17 protein-coding genes are annotated in these 15,277 nt (G+C 74.2%); 8 read left to right on the top strand and 9 right to left on the bottom strand.

What is annotated here, in order from left to right; translation table 11 throughout:
- Nucleotides 1-217: 217 nt before the first annotated feature.
- From K7B10_RS11350 to K7B10_RS11335, 4 genes are all read right to left on the bottom strand, one after another.
- Nucleotides 218-976 carry a TIGR04222 domain-containing membrane protein gene (locus tag K7B10_RS11350; RefSeq protein WP_229344944.1) on the bottom strand — a complete coding sequence of 253 codons (759 nt, stop codon included), beginning with the start codon at nt 974-976 and terminating at the stop codon, nt 218-220.
- A 32-nt stretch (nt 977-1,008) separates the two neighbouring features.
- Entirely contained in the window at nt 1,009-2,103 is a 1,095-nt protein-coding gene (locus K7B10_RS11345) for a TIGR04222 domain-containing membrane protein (RefSeq protein ID WP_229335987.1), read from the bottom strand.
- Complete coding sequence (locus K7B10_RS11340) at nt 2,100-3,413, bottom strand: MbnB/TglH/ChrH family RiPP precursor modification enzyme (protein WP_443734640.1); 1,314 nt, start codon at nt 3,411-3,413, stop codon at nt 2,100-2,102. Before K7B10_RS11340 ends, K7B10_RS11345 begins: the two co-directional genes overlap by 4 nt.
- A 118-nt stretch (nt 3,414-3,531) precedes the next feature.
- Nucleotides 3,532-4,299: an aminoacyl-tRNA hydrolase gene (locus K7B10_RS11335; RefSeq protein ID WP_229335986.1), complete on the bottom strand. Its 768-nt coding sequence runs from the start codon at nt 4,297-4,299 to the stop codon at nt 3,532-3,534.
- A gap of 71 nt (nt 4,300-4,370) precedes the next feature.
- Between K7B10_RS11335 and K7B10_RS11330 the strand changes: the two genes are divergently transcribed.
- The 4 genes from K7B10_RS11330 to K7B10_RS11315 are packed head-to-tail and all read left to right on the top strand — an operon-like array spanning nt 4,371 to nt 6,728.
- Complete coding sequence (locus K7B10_RS11330; RefSeq protein WP_229335985.1) at nt 4,371-5,045, top strand: AIM24 family protein; 675 nt, start codon at nt 4,371-4,373, stop codon at nt 5,043-5,045.
- Complete coding sequence (locus tag K7B10_RS11325) at nt 5,042-5,857, top strand: ABC transporter ATP-binding protein (RefSeq protein WP_229344942.1); 816 nt, start codon at nt 5,042-5,044, stop codon at nt 5,855-5,857. The genes K7B10_RS11330 and K7B10_RS11325 overlap by 4 nt, the downstream gene beginning before the upstream one ends.
- On the top strand, nt 5,854-6,513 hold the full coding sequence (locus tag K7B10_RS11320) for an ABC transporter (protein WP_229335984.1): 660 nt from the start codon (nt 5,854-5,856) through the stop codon (nt 6,511-6,513). The genes K7B10_RS11325 and K7B10_RS11320 overlap by 4 nt, the downstream gene beginning before the upstream one ends.
- A 14-nt stretch (nt 6,514-6,527) precedes the next feature.
- A complete protein-coding gene (locus tag K7B10_RS11315) occupies nt 6,528-6,728 on the top strand; it encodes a hypothetical protein (protein WP_229335983.1) in 201 nt (66 codons plus the stop codon).
- Between the two features lie 13 nt (nt 6,729-6,741).
- On the opposite strand, the gene K7B10_RS11310 is transcribed toward K7B10_RS11315, so the two are convergent.
- From K7B10_RS11310 to zapE, 5 genes are all read right to left on the bottom strand, one after another.
- Nucleotides 6,742-7,671, bottom strand: coding sequence for a polysaccharide deacetylase family protein (locus K7B10_RS11310; RefSeq protein ID WP_229335982.1), 930 nt, complete (start codon nt 7,669-7,671; stop codon nt 6,742-6,744).
- 84 nt (nt 7,672-7,755) lie between these two features.
- Nucleotides 7,756-8,586 (bottom strand): PPK2 family polyphosphate kinase, encoded by an 831-nt coding sequence (locus tag K7B10_RS11305; protein ID WP_229344941.1) that lies wholly within the window; start codon nt 8,584-8,586, stop codon nt 7,756-7,758.
- 246 nt (nt 8,587-8,832) lie between these two features.
- On the bottom strand, nt 8,833-10,173 hold the full coding sequence (locus K7B10_RS11300) for an alkaline phosphatase PhoX (protein ID WP_229335981.1): 1,341 nt from the start codon (nt 10,171-10,173) through the stop codon (nt 8,833-8,835).
- 89 nt (nt 10,174-10,262) lie between these two features.
- Nucleotides 10,263-10,688 carry an OsmC family protein gene (locus tag K7B10_RS11295; protein WP_229335980.1) on the bottom strand — a complete coding sequence of 142 codons (426 nt, stop codon included), beginning with the start codon at nt 10,686-10,688 and terminating at the stop codon, nt 10,263-10,265.
- Nucleotides 10,689-10,760: 72 nt separating this feature from the next.
- Nucleotides 10,761-11,873 carry a cell division protein ZapE gene (zapE, locus tag K7B10_RS11290; protein ID WP_372481398.1) on the bottom strand — a complete coding sequence of 371 codons (1,113 nt, stop codon included), beginning with the start codon at nt 11,871-11,873 and terminating at the stop codon, nt 10,761-10,763.
- 36 nt (nt 11,874-11,909) lie between these two features.
- Here zapE and K7B10_RS11285 point away from each other — a divergent pair, with 36 nt between their 5' ends.
- The 4 genes from K7B10_RS11285 (at nt 11,910) to msrB (ending at nt 15,272) form a co-directional block, all read left to right on the top strand.
- Entirely contained in the window at nt 11,910-12,722 is an 813-nt protein-coding gene (locus K7B10_RS11285) for a pyrimidine reductase family protein (RefSeq protein ID WP_229335979.1), read from the top strand.
- A 148-nt stretch (nt 12,723-12,870) separates the two neighbouring features.
- A complete protein-coding gene (locus K7B10_RS11280; protein WP_229335978.1) occupies nt 12,871-13,338 on the top strand; it encodes an indole-3-glycerol phosphate synthase in 468 nt (155 codons plus the stop codon).
- Nucleotides 13,339-13,445: 107 nt separating this feature from the next.
- The gene (gene murC / locus K7B10_RS11275) at nt 13,446-14,843 is read left to right on the top strand and encodes a UDP-N-acetylmuramate--L-alanine ligase (RefSeq protein ID WP_229335977.1); all 1,398 of its coding nucleotides are present in this window, start codon (nt 13,446-13,448) and stop codon (nt 14,841-14,843) included.
- Nucleotides 14,844-14,864: 21 nt separating this feature from the next.
- Nucleotides 14,865-15,272, top strand: a complete 408-nt coding sequence (gene msrB / locus K7B10_RS11270) for a peptide-methionine (R)-S-oxide reductase MsrB (RefSeq protein ID WP_030863244.1) — start codon at nt 14,865-14,867, stop codon at nt 15,270-15,272.
- The last annotated feature ends 5 nt before the right edge of the window (nt 15,273-15,277 follow it).

The following is a 15,277-nucleotide window of genomic DNA, read 5'->3' as shown; positions in this document are numbered from 1 at the left end:
GGACGCTCCCGCGGCGCCCGGGCCCGGGGCGGTGGCGCGGGCGTGGGGGCTCGGGATGCACAGGGTGAGGGAGAGGACCGCCACGGCGACTGCGCAGCGGGCGAGCGGAGTGCGCGTCATGGGCCGCCTTCATCTCTTCGGATGAAGTGATCAGACGCTCTGGGCGGGGTCCTTGTACAGGACCACCGCCCGGTGTCGGCCGCAATCCCCCCGTTGCCTAGGCCAGTGCCGCCCGTAGGGCCGGATCCGTCAGCACCCGGACCCCGCGCAGCGCCACCGCCGTGAGGGAGTCCCCTTCGCCGCGCTCCCGGTCCAGCGCGGCGAGCAGCCGCTGCCCGGCCGGGGAGGCCCACGCGGAGTACGGGTACGTCTCGAAGCGGGCGATGGCCAGGCACCCCAGCGCGAGCAGCAGCGGCAGCGCGAACCAGCACAGGATCACCGTCCCCGCGGTCCCGTCCGCCGGCACGCACAGCGCGGCCGCCGCCAGCGCCGCCACCGCGGCCGCGGCCCGCCGCACGCGGACCCCGCCCGCCACCGAGCTGCGGGCGGCGGGGGGCAGAGCCAGGCCCGCCGCGTCGAGCCGGTCCGCCAGGGCCCGCACCGCCGCGTCCCGGGCCGCCGCGCTCCGTACGACGGCCACCGGCGCCCGCCCCTGCGGGCCGCACGCGCCGAGCACGGAGCGCTCGTGCGGATCACGCCCCACCGGGTCGACGACGGTCGCCCAGCCGGTGTGGGCCAGCAGCAGCCGGCGCCCGCGCGCCATGGAGAGCAGCGTCAGCTCGGCGACCCGCCGGGGGCCGCCGGCGAGGTAGGCGGCCTCGTACAGGTTCAGTTCGTCAGGGCGGCGGCCGGTGCCCGCACCGCCGTCGGGCGGCGCGGGCGCGGGCACCGAGGCCACGGCGGCGGCTCTCAGCAGGAGGGCGCACGACACGAGCACCCCTGCCCAGGCCATCAGGAGGAGCAGGACCCAGAACATGGCTGACTCCCACGGGGTGGAGAAGTGCCCGGTCAGGAACTGCTGCTGCCGCAGCTCGAACTGGAGCTGGAGCAGCTGGAGCTGGAGCAGCTGGAACTGGAACCGCTGGAGCAACTGGAACCGCTGGCACAGCTCGAACCGCTGGCACAGCTCGAACCACCGGAGCACCCCGAGCCGCCGCCGGAGCAACCGGAACCGCTGCTCCCGCAGCTGCCGGAGGAGGAGCCGCCGTCACTGCCCGCGCACCATACGACGGGCAGGACCTCGGCGGAAGACCCGCAGGAGACACCCGAGGACGAGGACGAGGACCAAGCCGACGAGTGGGACGCCGGGGAACCGCGCCGGGCGCCTCGCGCCTGGGCCGCCGCCAGCCGGGTGCCGCGGACGGCCGGTACCAACTGCCCGCGCAGGTACGGATCCCGCAGCCCCCGCAGCCCGTACAGGGCCGTCTGCACGTGCGGGGTCTGGTCGTTCATGTAGTGCGTGCGGATCTCGCGCAGCGCGGCCCGCCCCGCCGGGGTGAGCCGCTGCCGGGCCCGGGCGGCGAGGACGCATCCCATGACGATCCCGCCCAGCAGCACCGGGAGCACCTTGAAGACGAACGGCACCTGCGAGCCGGAGCCGGACTCGAGCGCCAGCGCGACGAAGGTCAGGGGCAGCGAGGCCACCACCCACACCGCGCACACCACGACCTGGGCCAGCCCCCAGCGCCGCCACCGCCGCCCGGATCCGGGCACGGCGAGCAGGCCGCGGGCGGCGAGCGCGTCGCCGGTCTCCTGGACGGCGGGGTCGAGCATGGCGGCGTACCGCACCTGGTAGAGCCATCCGGACGGAGCCTGCCGCAGGGCCTCGAACACGGCCCGCTCGGCGATGTCGCCGGCTCGCGCCCCGGACCGCAGCGCCACGATGCCCGGACCGCCGGCCACCAGCCGGCCGTCCCCGAGCAGCGAGACGAGGGCGCAGTCCACGACCGCGCCGGGGCCGCCGGCCATGAACGCGGCCTCGGACAGGTCGTGCAGGCGCGGCGCCGGGCGGACCGGGCGCGGCCGGGAGCGCCGTACGCCGAGGAACAGCAGGAGGGTGGAGACGATGACGGCGATCCAGATCGCGACGGCGAGAACGTTCATGCGGCACGCCCCACGAGCGTCCGGGCCCAGCGCACGATCCGGCGCGGCGGCCGCGCCCCGACCCGGTCCTGCCACCAGGTGGTGAGCCGGCGCCGCGCGGCGGGGTCGGCGGGCAGGTCCCGGATCAGCAGGTGCTCGGCGAAGTCGAGGGCGTCGCGCCGGTACCCGGCGGTCATGGGGCGGTTGCGGGCGTACCCGAGGAAGGCCTCGCGGTACGGGTCCTCACCGCCCAGGATCCCGGGCAGCTCGGGCGCCAGCCTGGCGACGACCCCGGCCCGCTTGGCGGCCAGCGCCCGCGCCTGCACCCGTACGCGCCGCCGGTCGAACCCCTCGGGCACGGGCGTCCCCGCCACGAGCGCCGACAGCAGCGCGGCCTGCTCCACCCCGACCCGCACCCGGGCCCGCTCCGGCCCGGCCGGCCCCTCGCCCTCCGGCGTCCGAGGGTCCGGGGCGGAGCCGAGGGGAGAGGGGGCGGGGCCGGCGGAGGCCGGTCCCGGGAGTCCCACCACCCCCCGGATCGCGGCCAGTTCCCCGGCCAGCTCCGCCTCGGCCGGAAAGTCGTCGTCCCGCTCCAGCAGCACGCCGGGTGGGGACACCCGCCTGCGCAGCTCCGCCAGGATGTCCAGCACCACCTCCGGGACGGGATGCGCGTGCGTGTCGTGCCACACCCCGTCCCGCTCCACGCCCCCGGCGACGTGCACGTACGCCAGTGCCTCCAGCGGGATCGCGTCCAGTACGGCGAACGGGTCCTCGCCCCGGTTCACCCGGTTCGTGTGCAGGTTGGCGACGTCGATGAGGAGCCGGACCCCCGTCCGCTCCACGAGCTCCGTCAGGAACTGCGCCTCCGTCAGCTCCTCCCCGGGCCACGAGATCAGCGCGGCGATGTTCTCCAGGGCCAGCGGCACCGGCAGCGCGTCCTGCGCGATCCGGACGTTCTCGCACAGCACGTCCAGCGCGTCGCGCGTCCGCCGCACCGGCAGCAGGTGCCCCGCCTCCAGCGCGGGCGAGGAGGTCCGTACGAAGGCGATGTGCTCGGTGACGAGCGGCGCCCCCAGCGCCACCGCCCGCTCCCCGAGCGCGGCCAGCTTCCCGGCGTCGGGCCGGTCGGCGCCGCCGAGGCCCAGTGAGACCCCGTGCGGGACGACGCGCACCCCGCGCTCGCGCAGCCGCAGCAGCGAGGCGGGCAGGTGGCCGGAGCAGATGTTCTCGGCCACCACCTCGACCCAGTCCAGGCCCGGCAGCCGCTCCACCGCTTCAGCGATCTCCGGCCGCCATCCGATGCCCACCCCCAGGTGCGCCATGGTCTTCATGTCCCCTCGCCCCCTCTCATCGGTCGTGTGCCGATGTGATGGCCCCCACGGAGCCGGGCCAATCGCGGAGAGGGACGTTCAGAGCAACATTTGAGGTTCCGGCCCCGTGCGGCCGATTTCAGCCCGTCGCACCGCCGGCGAGCCGGGACCGCAGTGCCGGGTGGTCCGCCACCACCGTCGCCGAGCCGGGCGCGATCTCCGTGAAGCCGGCGTCCCGGACCACCGGCAGCCCGCTCCCGCTCAGTTCGGCCCACCGCTCGCGCGGGGCCGTCCGTACGGCCAGCCGGAAACCGGAGTCCTGCCAGGCGGTGCGCTCGGCGCCGGTGAGCTCCCACCACGCCAGCTGCGCCGCGTGCCCGGCCTGGGCCATCGCCTTGCCGGCGGACATCTCCAGCTCCGGGTTGAGCCACAGCACCGTGACCCCGGGCGCGGCCGGAGCGGCCGGCTCCGGGTCGTCCAGGTCGGTCCCCGAGACCTGGAGCTTCGCGAGCTCCTTGGGCCAGCCGTCCAGGGGCACCGGCGGGAAGACCCGTACCTCCGCCACGTCACCGTGCACCGTGACGCCGGGCAGGGTCCCGGCCTTGCGCCACTCCGCCCCGCGCGCCCGCCGCACCACCTTGCGGATCCGCGCGTCCTGCCAGTCCCGGACCGCCTCGGCCCACTCGCCCTCGCCGCGCGCCCGCCCGTCCGTCAGCAGGACCAGCACGGCCCGGGCCGCCGTCTCCAGCGCGTCCGTCCGGGCGGGCGGTTCGGCCTTCTCGATCCGCACCACCAGGGGCAGGACGAACTGGGGCGCCTCGTCGCGGGCGGCGTGCTCCTGCCGGAAGGGGCTGTCCGCCCCGACCGCCGGTACCTCTGAAGTGTGGTTCTGGTGCTGGCTGCTCATCCCGCCAAGGATGCCAGGCTCCCCCTTCAGGATGATGCCGAGGGGTGCTCGGGCGGGTGAGGATCGAGCCCATGAAGAGCGACCTTTTCGCGTCCGAGAACATGGCCCGGCCGGCCGCTGCCCCGGGCATGAGCCTGCAGAACGCCAAGTCCGTGAAGTACACCGTCAACGGTGAAATGCTGGCCCGCCAGGGCTCGATGGTCGCGTTCCGGGGGAACCTCCAGTTCGAGCGCAAGGGCCAGGGCATAGGCGGCATGCTCAAGCGCGCCGTCACCGGCGAGGGCCTCGCGCTGATGTCCGTACGCGGCCAGGGCGAGGCCTGGTTCGCGCACCGGGCCGAACAGTGCTTCGTCATCGACTTCGAGCCCGGTGACTCGCTGACCGTCAACGGCCGCAACGTGCTCTGCTTCGACCCCACGCTCTCCTACGAGATACGGATGGTGAAGGGCGCCGGCATGACCGGCGGAGGCCTCTTCAACAGCGTCTTCACCGGCACCGGCAAGCTCGCCGTGGTCTGCGACGGCCACCCGATCATCATCCCGGTCACGGCGCAGAACCCGGTGTACGTGGACACCGACGCGGTGGTCGGCTGGAGCGCCCACCTGGAGACGGGTCTGCACCGCTCCCAGTCGGTCGGCTCGATGATCCGGGGCGGCTCCGGCGAGGCCGTCCAGCTGATGCTGCGCGGCGAGGGCTTCGTCATCGTCCGCCCCAGCGAGGTGACCGAGACGGCGGCGGCCCACTGAAGCTGACCGGCGTGGGCCGGCGCCACGGACCGCGACGGCCCTGGGTGCTGCGCGGGGTCGACCTGGAGCTGCCGCCCGGCGCGCTCGTCCGCGTCGAAGGCCGCAACGGCGGAGGCAAGTCCACCCTGCTGCGGATCGTCGCGGGGATCGACACCCCGTCCGAGGGGCGGATCACCGGGCGCCCGCGCCGGGCGGCCTACGTGCCCGAACGCTTCCCGGCGGCGCTGCCGTTCACCGCGACGGCCTACCTGACCCACATGGGCCGGGTGCACGGCCTCGGGCGGGCGCGGGCCGCGGACCGGGCGGCCCACTGGCTGGAGCGGTTCGGCGCGGCCGCGTACGCGCAGACCCCGCTGGCCGAACTCTCCAAGGGCAGCAGCCAGAAGGTGGCCGCCGCCCAGGCCCTGCTCGCCGATCCCGGGCTGCTCGTCCTGGACGAAGCCTGGACCGGACTCGACACCGCCGCCCGCGCCGAGTTGGACCGGGCCGTCGTCGAGCGGACCGCGGCCGGGGGAACCGTGGTCTTCGTCGACCACGACCCGGCGCGGCTCGCCGGCGTCGCCGACGCGCACCACCGGGTCGAGGGGACCGCGCTGGTCCCCGTACGGGAGCCCGCCGGCGCGGCGGCGTACGTACGGATCGAGGCCGCCGGGGCGCCGGGCGCCGAGCTGCCGCCGGGGCTGACCGCCGCGCCCGCGCCGGGCGGGGGCCTGCTGCTGACGGTGCCCGCCGCCCGGTCCGACGCGGTGCTGCGCGAACTGCTCACCGCGTCCGCGCCCTGGCACATCCGCTCCGTGGAGGAACTCCCGTGACCGGCCTGCTGCGTTACCAGTGCGCCCTGCTGCTGCGGTCCCAGCGCTGGATCGCCCCGCTCCTGCTGTACGCGGCCTTCCTGGCCGCCGGGGTGCGGCCGGGTGATCCGCTGCTGGACTCGCTGGGCTTCGCGGCCGCCGGGCTGGTGCCGGTCACGGCCTGGCTGGTCCGGGTCTGCGTGACCAACGAGCCCGCCGCCGCCCGCGACTGCGCGGCCGCCGCGGTTGGTCCCGTACGGGTGCACGCCGCGGCCCTGCTGACCGCGCTGGGCGGGGCGCTGCTCGCCGGGGCCGCGGGCACGGCGGCGGTGCTGCTGATCGGGGACTCCGGCCGGGCGGAGCACGTGGATCCGGGGGATGCCGCCCTGGCCGGGGTGCTGGCGGCCCTCGCGTGCGCGCTGACCGGCGCGGCCGTGGGGGCGCTGTGCAGCCGCCCGCTGCTGCGCTCGACGGGGGTCGCGGTCCTGGCGGGCGGCCTGGGCTCGCTGCTGGCCTGGGGCATCGCCGGCTCCCCGGCACGCAGCGCGGTGACCGCGCTGGTGGAGGGTTCCCGGGCGCAGGCCGTGACCCTGCCGGTGGCGGCCTTCGCGGGGGCGCTGGCGCTGGCCTGCGGGGCGGGCGCCGTGGCCTGCCTCGTCAGCGCGCGGCGGGGCTGAGTACGCTCGTGGGCATGGACGAAGTGGACGCGCCGGCCGGAGCCGAGTCGTACTGCCCCGCCCCGGCGGCGCCCGCCGGGAGGGTGCCCGGGCCGCCGTACGCGGACTGCGTGGAGTGCGGCGAGCCCACCGAGTACGGGGTCGCGACACCGGGCCGGGTGCTGTGCCCGGTGTGCGAGTGGCAGGACGCGCAGCGCTCCGCCTGCTCCGGCTGAGGTCCGGCCCGGCCTACTTCCCGATGAGTTCGGAGACCTTCACGAAGCGGAAGCCGCGCTTGCGCAGCTCCGGGACGATCTTCCGGACGGCCTCCTCGGTGACGGGTGCGGCGCTGCGCGTGCAGTGCATGACCACCACCGAGCCGGGCTTCACGCCGGTGAGGACCTGCTCGGCCACCGCGTCCGGGTCCTTGGCGAAGGCGTCCCCGCTGACCACGTCCCACTGGACGGCCGTGACCTTGGCCGTGGAGATGGCCCGCAGCGCCTGGTCGTTGTAGCAGCCGCCGGGGAAGCGGAAGTACGGGACGGTGTTGACCGCGCCGGCCGTGCGGAACGCCGCGAAGGCCCGGTCCACATCGGCCCGGGCTGCGGCGGCGTCGAGCGCGGGGAGCCCGTAACAGGGCGAGGTGAAGGCGTGGTGGCTGTACGAGTGGTTCGCGATCTCGAAGTTCGGGTCGGTCCCGATGGCCTTGGCCTGGTCCGGGTACTCCTCGGCCCAGCGGCCGGTCATGAAGATCGTCGAGGGCACCTTCAGCGTGCGCAGGGTCGAGACGAGCTGCGGGTTGTCGAAGTGTTCCCCGTCCGCGGCGCGGGGTCCCTGGTCGGAGGTCATATCGGCGTCGAAGGTCAGCGCGACCGTCTTGTCGCTCTGCTGCTTCGCCCGCTCGAAAACCGGGGTCAGGCCGTTGGGGCCGGGAGCCAGGGTGGGGGCCTTGGCGGGCGGCGGGGCGGCGGCCGGAGAGGAGCCGGCGGCCTGCGGGGCGCCGGGCGAGGCGGCGGAGGACGGCGCCGTGGAGGTCCCGGGGGTGCCCATACGGGCGGCCTGGTGGCCGGAACCGGAGCCGGACGCGGAGTCGCCGCCGCCTCCGCATCCGGCGAGGGTGGTGCAGAGCGCGGCACCGAGGGCGGCCGCGACCGCCACATTGCGCACAGAAAGGGTCACGGACGCAAAATATATGACCATCTGCCAAGCGGACCGCAGCGGCGCGGGCCCGGGCATACGAATCGCCCGACCGCGTGACGGTCATCAGGTCTGCAGCAGCCGCGCGCGGCTCTCCTCCACGTCGAAAGCGGCCTCGGGATAACGCGGATCCAGCTCCTCCAGATGCTCCAGCAGCAGCTTGGTGATCGCCCAGTTGCGGTACCACTTCCGGTCCGCGGGGACCACGTACCAGGGTGCGGCGTCGATGGAGCACCGCTGCAGGGCCAGCTCGTACGCGTGCCGGTACTCGGGCCACAGGGCGCGCTCGTCGATGTCGCCCGTGTTGAACTTCCAGTGCTTGTCCGGGTTGTCGAGCCGCTCCAGCAGCCTCTCGCGCTGCTCCTCGTGGCTGATGTGGAGGAAGACCTTCACCAGGGTGACGCCGTCGTCCGCGAGGGACTGCTCGAACCGGTTGATCTGGGCGTAGCGGCGGTTCAGTTGGCTGCGCGACACCAGCTCGCGGACGCGGGCGATGAGGACGTCCTCGTAGTGCGAGCGGTCGAAGATGCCGATCTCGCCCGGTACCGGGAGGGCCTTGCGGATGCGCCAGAGGAAGGGGTGCGCGTGCTCCTCCGGCGTGGGGGCCTTGAAGGACCTGATCCGGCAGCCGGCGGGGTTGAACAGGCCGACCACGTGCTTCACCGTGCCGCCCTTGCCGCTGGTGTCCATGCCCTGGAGGACGAGCAGGACGCGGCGGCGGTCGCCGGCGGTGCTCGCCGCGTACAGCCGTTCCTGGAGGGCGGCGAGCGGCGCGGCCAGCTGAGCGGTGGCGGCGATGCCCTCGGCCTTGCCGGCCGGGCCGCCGGGGGTCGAGGCGGGATCGAAGGCACCGAGGTCGAGCCGCTCACCGGCGGGGGCGCGGAGCAGCGGGCGCAGGGGGGTGTCCCGCCGCCCCGGCGCGGGCCGGGATTCCGCGGCCGCGCGGCCCTTGGCCCGCCCGTCCTTCCTGTCCCTCTTCTCGCCCTTGCCGTTCCTGCCGTCCCTGCCGCTCTTGCCGCTCTTCTTGCTCTTGTCGGCCTTCTTGCTCTCCTTGGCCACAGCCACTTACCCCGATCCGGTCGATTCCTCCGATAGTCCATCAGAACGGGCGGGGTCGCGAGGGCGGGGCCGACGGGCCGCAGGTCAGTGCCAGGGGCCCGTCACGGCGAAGGTGGTCCCCGGGGCGTAGGCGTTGACGTACATGGTCCGCCCGTCGGGGGCGAAGGTGACCCCGGCGAACTCGCCCCACTCCGGGGCCCCGGGCCTGCCGATGTCGTCGGCGTTGCGGGCCATCGGGTAGACCTCGCCGCCGGGCGTGACGCCGAAGACGTACTGGGCCCCGCCGCCGTCCTCGCACACCATCAGGCCGCCGTCGGGGGCCAGGCAGATGTTGTCGGGGGAGTCCCCGGGAAGCTGGATGTCGGTGGCCGGGCCGAAGAGCACGTCCAGGCGGATCGTGGAGCGCCGCGGGTCGTGGAACCAGACCTGGCCGTGGTGGTCGGCGGGCGCGCCTTCGAGGCGGCGGGCGTAGCTGGAGACGAAGTGGACGCCGCCGTCGCCCCAGTAGCAGCCCTCCAGTTTCTGCGCGTGGGTGATCCCGCCCGGCCCGAAGTCCTGGAAGCGGATGGGGGTCCGCGCCGCCGAGGGGTCCGGTACGGGGACCCACTCGACCGGGAACTCGGCGCCGGTCTCGTCCACGACGGAGAGGTCGGCCAGTCCCGGCACGCGCATGGCGTGGAGGGTGCCGCCGGCGCGCAGGGAGCCGGGGCCTGCGAGGGGCCGCGCGGGCCGGAAGCGGTAGAAGAGCCCGAAGGGCTCGATGAACGCGTCCTCGGTCTCGTAGACGGTCCCGCGGTACGGGTCGACGGCGACGGCCTCGTGCGCGAAGCGGCCCATGGCGGTGAGCGGGACGGCTCCGCAGCGGTGCGGGTCGGCGGGATCGACCTCGAAGACGTAGCCGTGGTCCTTGGTGTAGCCGGAGGTCCCGGCGCGGTCCTCGGTCTCCTCGCAGCTGAGCCAGGTGTTCCAGGGGGTTCGGCCGCCCGCGCAGTTGACGGCGGTGCCGGCGAGGGCGACGCGCTCGGAGGTGACCGCGCCGCCGGGGTCGAGATCGAGGAGGGTGCAGCCGCCGAGAGCCCGGGGGTCGTACGTGAGGCCGTCGACGGCGGGGACGCGGAGCGCGGCGGTGGTGCGGTTCTCGTGGTTGCGGACGAGACGGACGCGGCCGGAGCCCGCGTCGAAGGCGGCCATGCCGTCGCAGTTGGCCGGTACGGGGCCTTCGCCGGAGCGCAGGGGTTCGCCGGCCCGGGAGAGCACGCGGTAGCGGAAGCCGGCGGGGAGGTCGAGCAGCCCGTGGGGGTCGGGGACCAGGGGGCCGTACCCCCGGCGGGGCAGCGGGACGGCGGGGGAGCCCCCGGCGAAGAGGGAGCCGAGCGCTCCGCTGAACGCGATACCAGCGAGCAGGGTGCGGCGGGTGACGGACATCGGCGGCTCCCGGGGCGAGGGGGGTGAGGGCCCCGTGTTACCACGGGCCCGCGCCCCCCTGCCCCGGACGCGCCGGGGCCGCCGGACCCTTAGACCAGCTCCGCGCTCAGGGTGATCGTCGTGCCCGTCAGGGCCTGGCTGACCGGGCAGTTCTTCTTGGCGTCCTCGGCCGCGGCGGCGAAGCCCTCCGGGTCCAGGCCGGGGACCTCCGCGCGGACCGTCAGGTGGATGCCGGTGATGCCCTCGCCCGGCTGGAAGGTCACATCGGCCTTGGTCTCCACCCGGGTGGGCGGGGTGCCGGCGCCGTCCAGGCCGTGCGAGAGGGCCATCGAGTAGCAGCTGGAGTGCGCGGCGGCGATCAGCTCTTCCGGGCTGGTCTTGCCGTTCGCGGCCTCGGCGCGCGAGGGCCAGGAGACGTCGAACGAACCCTGACCCGAGGAGTCGAGGGTGACGACACCGGCGCCCTTGAGCAGGTTGCCGTCCCAGTTGGTGTGCGCGGTACGCGTGGTGGCCATGGTGGATCCCTTCGGAAGATGTTGGGAACTGCCGGACCGTCCCGGTGAGGGGCCGGTCCGGCGCCCCCAAACCTACTGGGACACCAGGGGTTTCGCGTCGCGTGCCAGTGCGGTGAGCCTCGAGATGGCCCGGAAGTACTTCTTGCGGTAGCCGCCGTTCAGCATTTCTTCACTGAAGAGCTTGTCGAAGGGGACGCCCGACGCCAGGACCGGTATCTCCCGGTCGTACAGCCGGTCGGCGAGGACCACGAGCCGCAGCGCCGTCGACTGGTCCGGGACCGGGCCGACGTCGGTCAGGCAGACCGCCGCTATGCCGTCCGTGAGGGCGCCGTACCGGCTGGGGTGGACGCGGGCCAGGTGCTCCAGCAGCCCGGGGAAGTCGTCGAGGCTCGCGCCCGCGGTCGCGTACGCGGCCTTCGTCACCTGCTCGTCCGAGAACGGCGCCGGCGCCTCCGGCAGGCCGCGGTGGCGGTAGTCCTGGCCGTCGATGCGCAGCGGGCGGAAGTGCGCCGAGAGCCCCTGGATCTCGCGCAGGAAGTCCGCGGCGGCGAACCGGCCCTCGCCGAGCTTGCCGGGCAGGGTGTTGGACGTGGCGGCCAGCGCCACGCCCTGCTCGACCAGCCGGCTCAGCAGCGAGGAGACGAGGACGGTGTCGCCCGGGTCGTCCAGTTCGAACTCGTCGATGCACAGGAGGCGGTGGCCGCCCAGGGTCTGGACCGTCTGCTGGAAGCCGAGCGCGCCCACCAGGTTGGTCAGCTCCACGAAGGTGCCGAAGGCCTTGAGCGCGGGCTCGGCCGGGGTGGCGTGCCAGAGGGAGGCCAGCAGGTGCGTCTTGCCGACGCCGTAGCCGCCGTCGAGGTAGACCCCGCGCGGGGCGGCCGGGACGGGTGCCTTCTTCGCGAACCAGCGGCGCTTGCCGCCGCCGCTCGCGTGGGATCCGCCCAGCCCGGCGGCGAAGCCGCCGAGCACGGTGACGGCCTCGGACTGACTGGGCTGACCGGGGTCCGGGTCGTAGGTGTCGAAGCGCACCGAGTCGAAACGCGGCGGCGGCACCATCTCGGCCACCAGCCGCTCGGCGGGCACCCGGGGCTCGCGGGCGCACAGGGCCTGCGGGCCGGCCTCGGCCGGGCCGGCTATCGGGGGTCGCCCGTAGGTGGATCCGGAGGTGGAGAGTGATGTTGACACAGCTCTTAACTCTACGGGGCGTGGCAGACTGCACCGATGCGACGCCTGTTCCCTGTGACCGATCAGACACCGGCCGACCCGGCCGCGGCCTCCGCGGAGCGCGGGGACGGCGGTGAGCGCAGTGACCGCGAGTGGTCGCTGGACGAGCTGGCGGAGGCGTACGCGTACCCCGCGCTCGGCCCGGAGGGCCACTGGCTGCGGGCCAACATGGTCTCCACGCTGGACGGCGCGGCCCAGCACGACGGCCGCTCGCAGCCGATCTCCAGCGAGACCGACATGCGGATCTTCGGCACCCTGCGGGCGCTGGCCGATGTGGTGGTCGTCGGCGCCGAAACGGTTCGCCAGGAGGGGTACCGCCCGGCCCGGGCCCGGGAGGCCTTCGCGGCCCGCCGGGCGGCCTCCGGACAGGGCCCCGCCCCCGCGATCGCGGTGGTCACGGCCAGTCTGGACCTGGACTTCTCGCTGCCCCTGTTCACCTCCCCCCTCGTGCCGACCCTCGTGGTGACCGGCGCGGCTGCACCCGCCGAACGGGTGGCGGCGGCCGCCGCGGCCGGGGCCGAGGTGGTGCTGGCGGGTGACGGGGCGGCCGTGGATCCGGTCCGGATCGTGGGGGAACTGGCGGCCCGGGGGCTGCGCCGCCAGCTCACCGAGGGCGGGCCCCGGCTGCTGGGGCAGTTCGTGGCCGCCGACGCGCTGGACGAGCTGTGCCTGACGATCTCCCCGATGCTGGCCGCGGGCGGGGCCCAGCGCATCTCCGGAGGGCCTCCGGTGGCGGTGCCGCACCGGCTGGCGCCCGCCTCCGTACTGGAAGAGGCCGGGTTCCTCTACACGAGTTACCGTCGGATCTGAGAAGGAGCGGAATTTGTTGTTCCGCTTAGCTTCCGGTGGGCACATACCTGGGCAGATGTATCCACGCAGGGTCCCGTGTGAGAGCGGGGCAGGATGGTTTCCGCAGGGGCCGGCCGACCGGCCCTGGCCCATGAAGGAGAGGGCGTCCGTGTTCACGAGCGTTTTGATGATCGAGCAGCCGCTGACCAGCGTCGACGTGGACTTCGTCACCAGCCTGCACGGGGACGACCCGGTCTCCTTCCTCGTCCTCATGCAGCCCCGGGGCGACCAGGACCGGCTGCTGCGCGCCATCGACGACGTGGCACTCGGCGAGCTCCCCGAGGCGCTCCGCGAGGCCGACGTACCCGAGGGCCACGCCGCCCGCGGCCCGGCCGAGCAGGCCCTCGTCCTCTCCCTGGAGGCCCTGCGCAAGAAGGGCGCCAAGGCCAGCGGGCAGATCATCGAGGACCACCCGCTCGACAAACTCAAGGCCGTCGTCGAGGAGTCGAACGCCGACGAGGTGATCGTCCTGACCGCCCCGCACTTCGTCGAGGAGTTCTTCCACCGGGACTGGGCCTCCCGCGCGCGCCACAAGGTCGGGGTTCCGGTGCTCAAGCTCTTCGCCCACAACGAATAGGCTGGCGTCCGACACACACGCCGGGGCGACGGCGGGACGGCCGTCCGCACCGCCCGGACCCCCGGCACCACCGCTCCGTACCGACCCGCACTCTGGGGAGATCCCGTATGACGCCGCCCGGCCTGCCGAACGCCATGGAACGCCCGCACTTCATCGGCATCGGCGGCGCCGGCATGTCCGGCATCGCGAAGATCCTCGCCCAGCGCGGCGCGCAGGTCGCGGGCAGCGACGCCAAGGACTCCGAGACCGCCCGGGCGCTGCGCGCCCACGGCGCCACGGTCCACATCGGGCACGCGGCCGAGCACCTCGCCTCCGACGCCACCTGCGTCGTCGTCTCCAGCGCCATCCGCGCCGACAACCCGGAGCTGGCGCGCGCCGCCGAGCTCGGCGTCCCCGTCGTGCACCGCTCCGACGCCCTGGCCGGCCTGATGGCCGGCCTGCGGCCGATCGCGGTCGCCGGTACGCACGGCAAGACCACCACCACCTCGATGCTGGCGGTGTCCCTGTCGGCCCTGGGCCTGGACCCCTCGTACGCCATCGGCGGGGACCTGGACGCCCCCGGCTCCAACGCCCACCACGGCGAGGGCGACATCTTCGTGGCGGAGGCGGACGAGAGCGACCGCAGCTTCCACAAGTACACCCCGCAGGTCGCGATCATCCTGAACGCGGAGCTCGACCACCACGCGAACTACGCGTCGATGGACGAGATCTACGAGTCCTTCGAGACCTTCGTCGGCAAGATCGTGCCCGGCGGCACCCTGGTCATCGCCCACGGCCAGCAGGGCGCCGCGGAGATCGCCGCCCGGGTCCGCGGCACGGAAGGCCTGACCGTCGTCACGTACGGCGAGGACGAGGGCGCCGACGTCCGGATCACCAAGATCGCCCCGCGCGGTCTGACCAGCGAGGTCACCGTGCTCATCGACGGCCGGATGCTCACCTTCACCGTCTCCGTGCCCGGCCGCCACTACGCGCACAACGCCGTCGCCGCCCTCGCCGCCGGCGTGGCCCTCGGCATCCCGGTGCACAACCTGGCCTCCGCCCTCGGCAAGTACACCGGAGTCAAGCGCCGCCTCCAGCTCAAGGGCGAGGCCTCGGGCGTGCAGGTCATCGACTCCTACGCGCACCACCCGACCGAGATGGCGGCCGACCTGGAGGCCATCCGCGGCGCCGCCGGGGACTCCCGGATCCTGGTCGTCTTCCAGCCCCACCTCTTCTCCCGCACCCAGGAGCTCGGCAAGGAGATGGGCCAGGCCCTCGCCCTCGCGGACTCCGCCGTGGTCCTCGACATCTACCCGGCCCGTGAGGACCCGATCCCCGGTGTGACCAGCGAGATCATCATCGCGGCCGCCCGCAGCGCCGGCGCCGACGTCACCGCCGAGCACGACAAGGCCGAGGTCGCCGACGTCATCGCGGGAATGGCGAAGCCCGGTGATCTCGTTCTCACGATGGGCGCGGGCGACGTCACGGACCTGGGTCCGGCGATCCTCGCCCGCCTGTCGGACTGAGAACGAGGGAGCGGGAGAGTCATGTCGTACGAGGTCGAGAAGACGGACGAGCAGTGGCAGGCGGAGCTGACGCCGGCCGAGTACCAGGTGCTGCGCCTGGCCGGCACCGAGCCGGCGTTCCGCGGTGAGTACACCGACACCAAGACGGCCGGCGTCTACTCCTGCCGCGCCTGCGGCTCCGAGCTCTTCCGCTCCACCGAGAAGTTCGAGTCGCACTGCGGCTGGCCGTCGTTCTTCGACCCGAAGGACTCCGACGCCGTCGAGCTGAAGGCGGACGTCTCGCACGGGATGGTCCGCACCGAGGTCCTCTGCGCGAAGTGCGGCTCCCATCTCGGGCACGTGTTCGAGGGGGAGGGCTACCCCACCCCCACCGACCAGCGCTACTGCATCAACTCCATCTCGCTGCGCCTCACGCCCGACGCGGGCTGACGGGG

The organism is Streptomyces flavotricini, from assembly GCF_020639365.1.
Lineage (GTDB): Bacteria > Actinomycetota > Actinomycetes > Streptomycetales > Streptomycetaceae > Streptomyces > Streptomyces flavotricini.
Note: the sequence above shows the minus strand (reverse complement) of the source record. Positions and strands in the feature narration are given on the sequence as shown.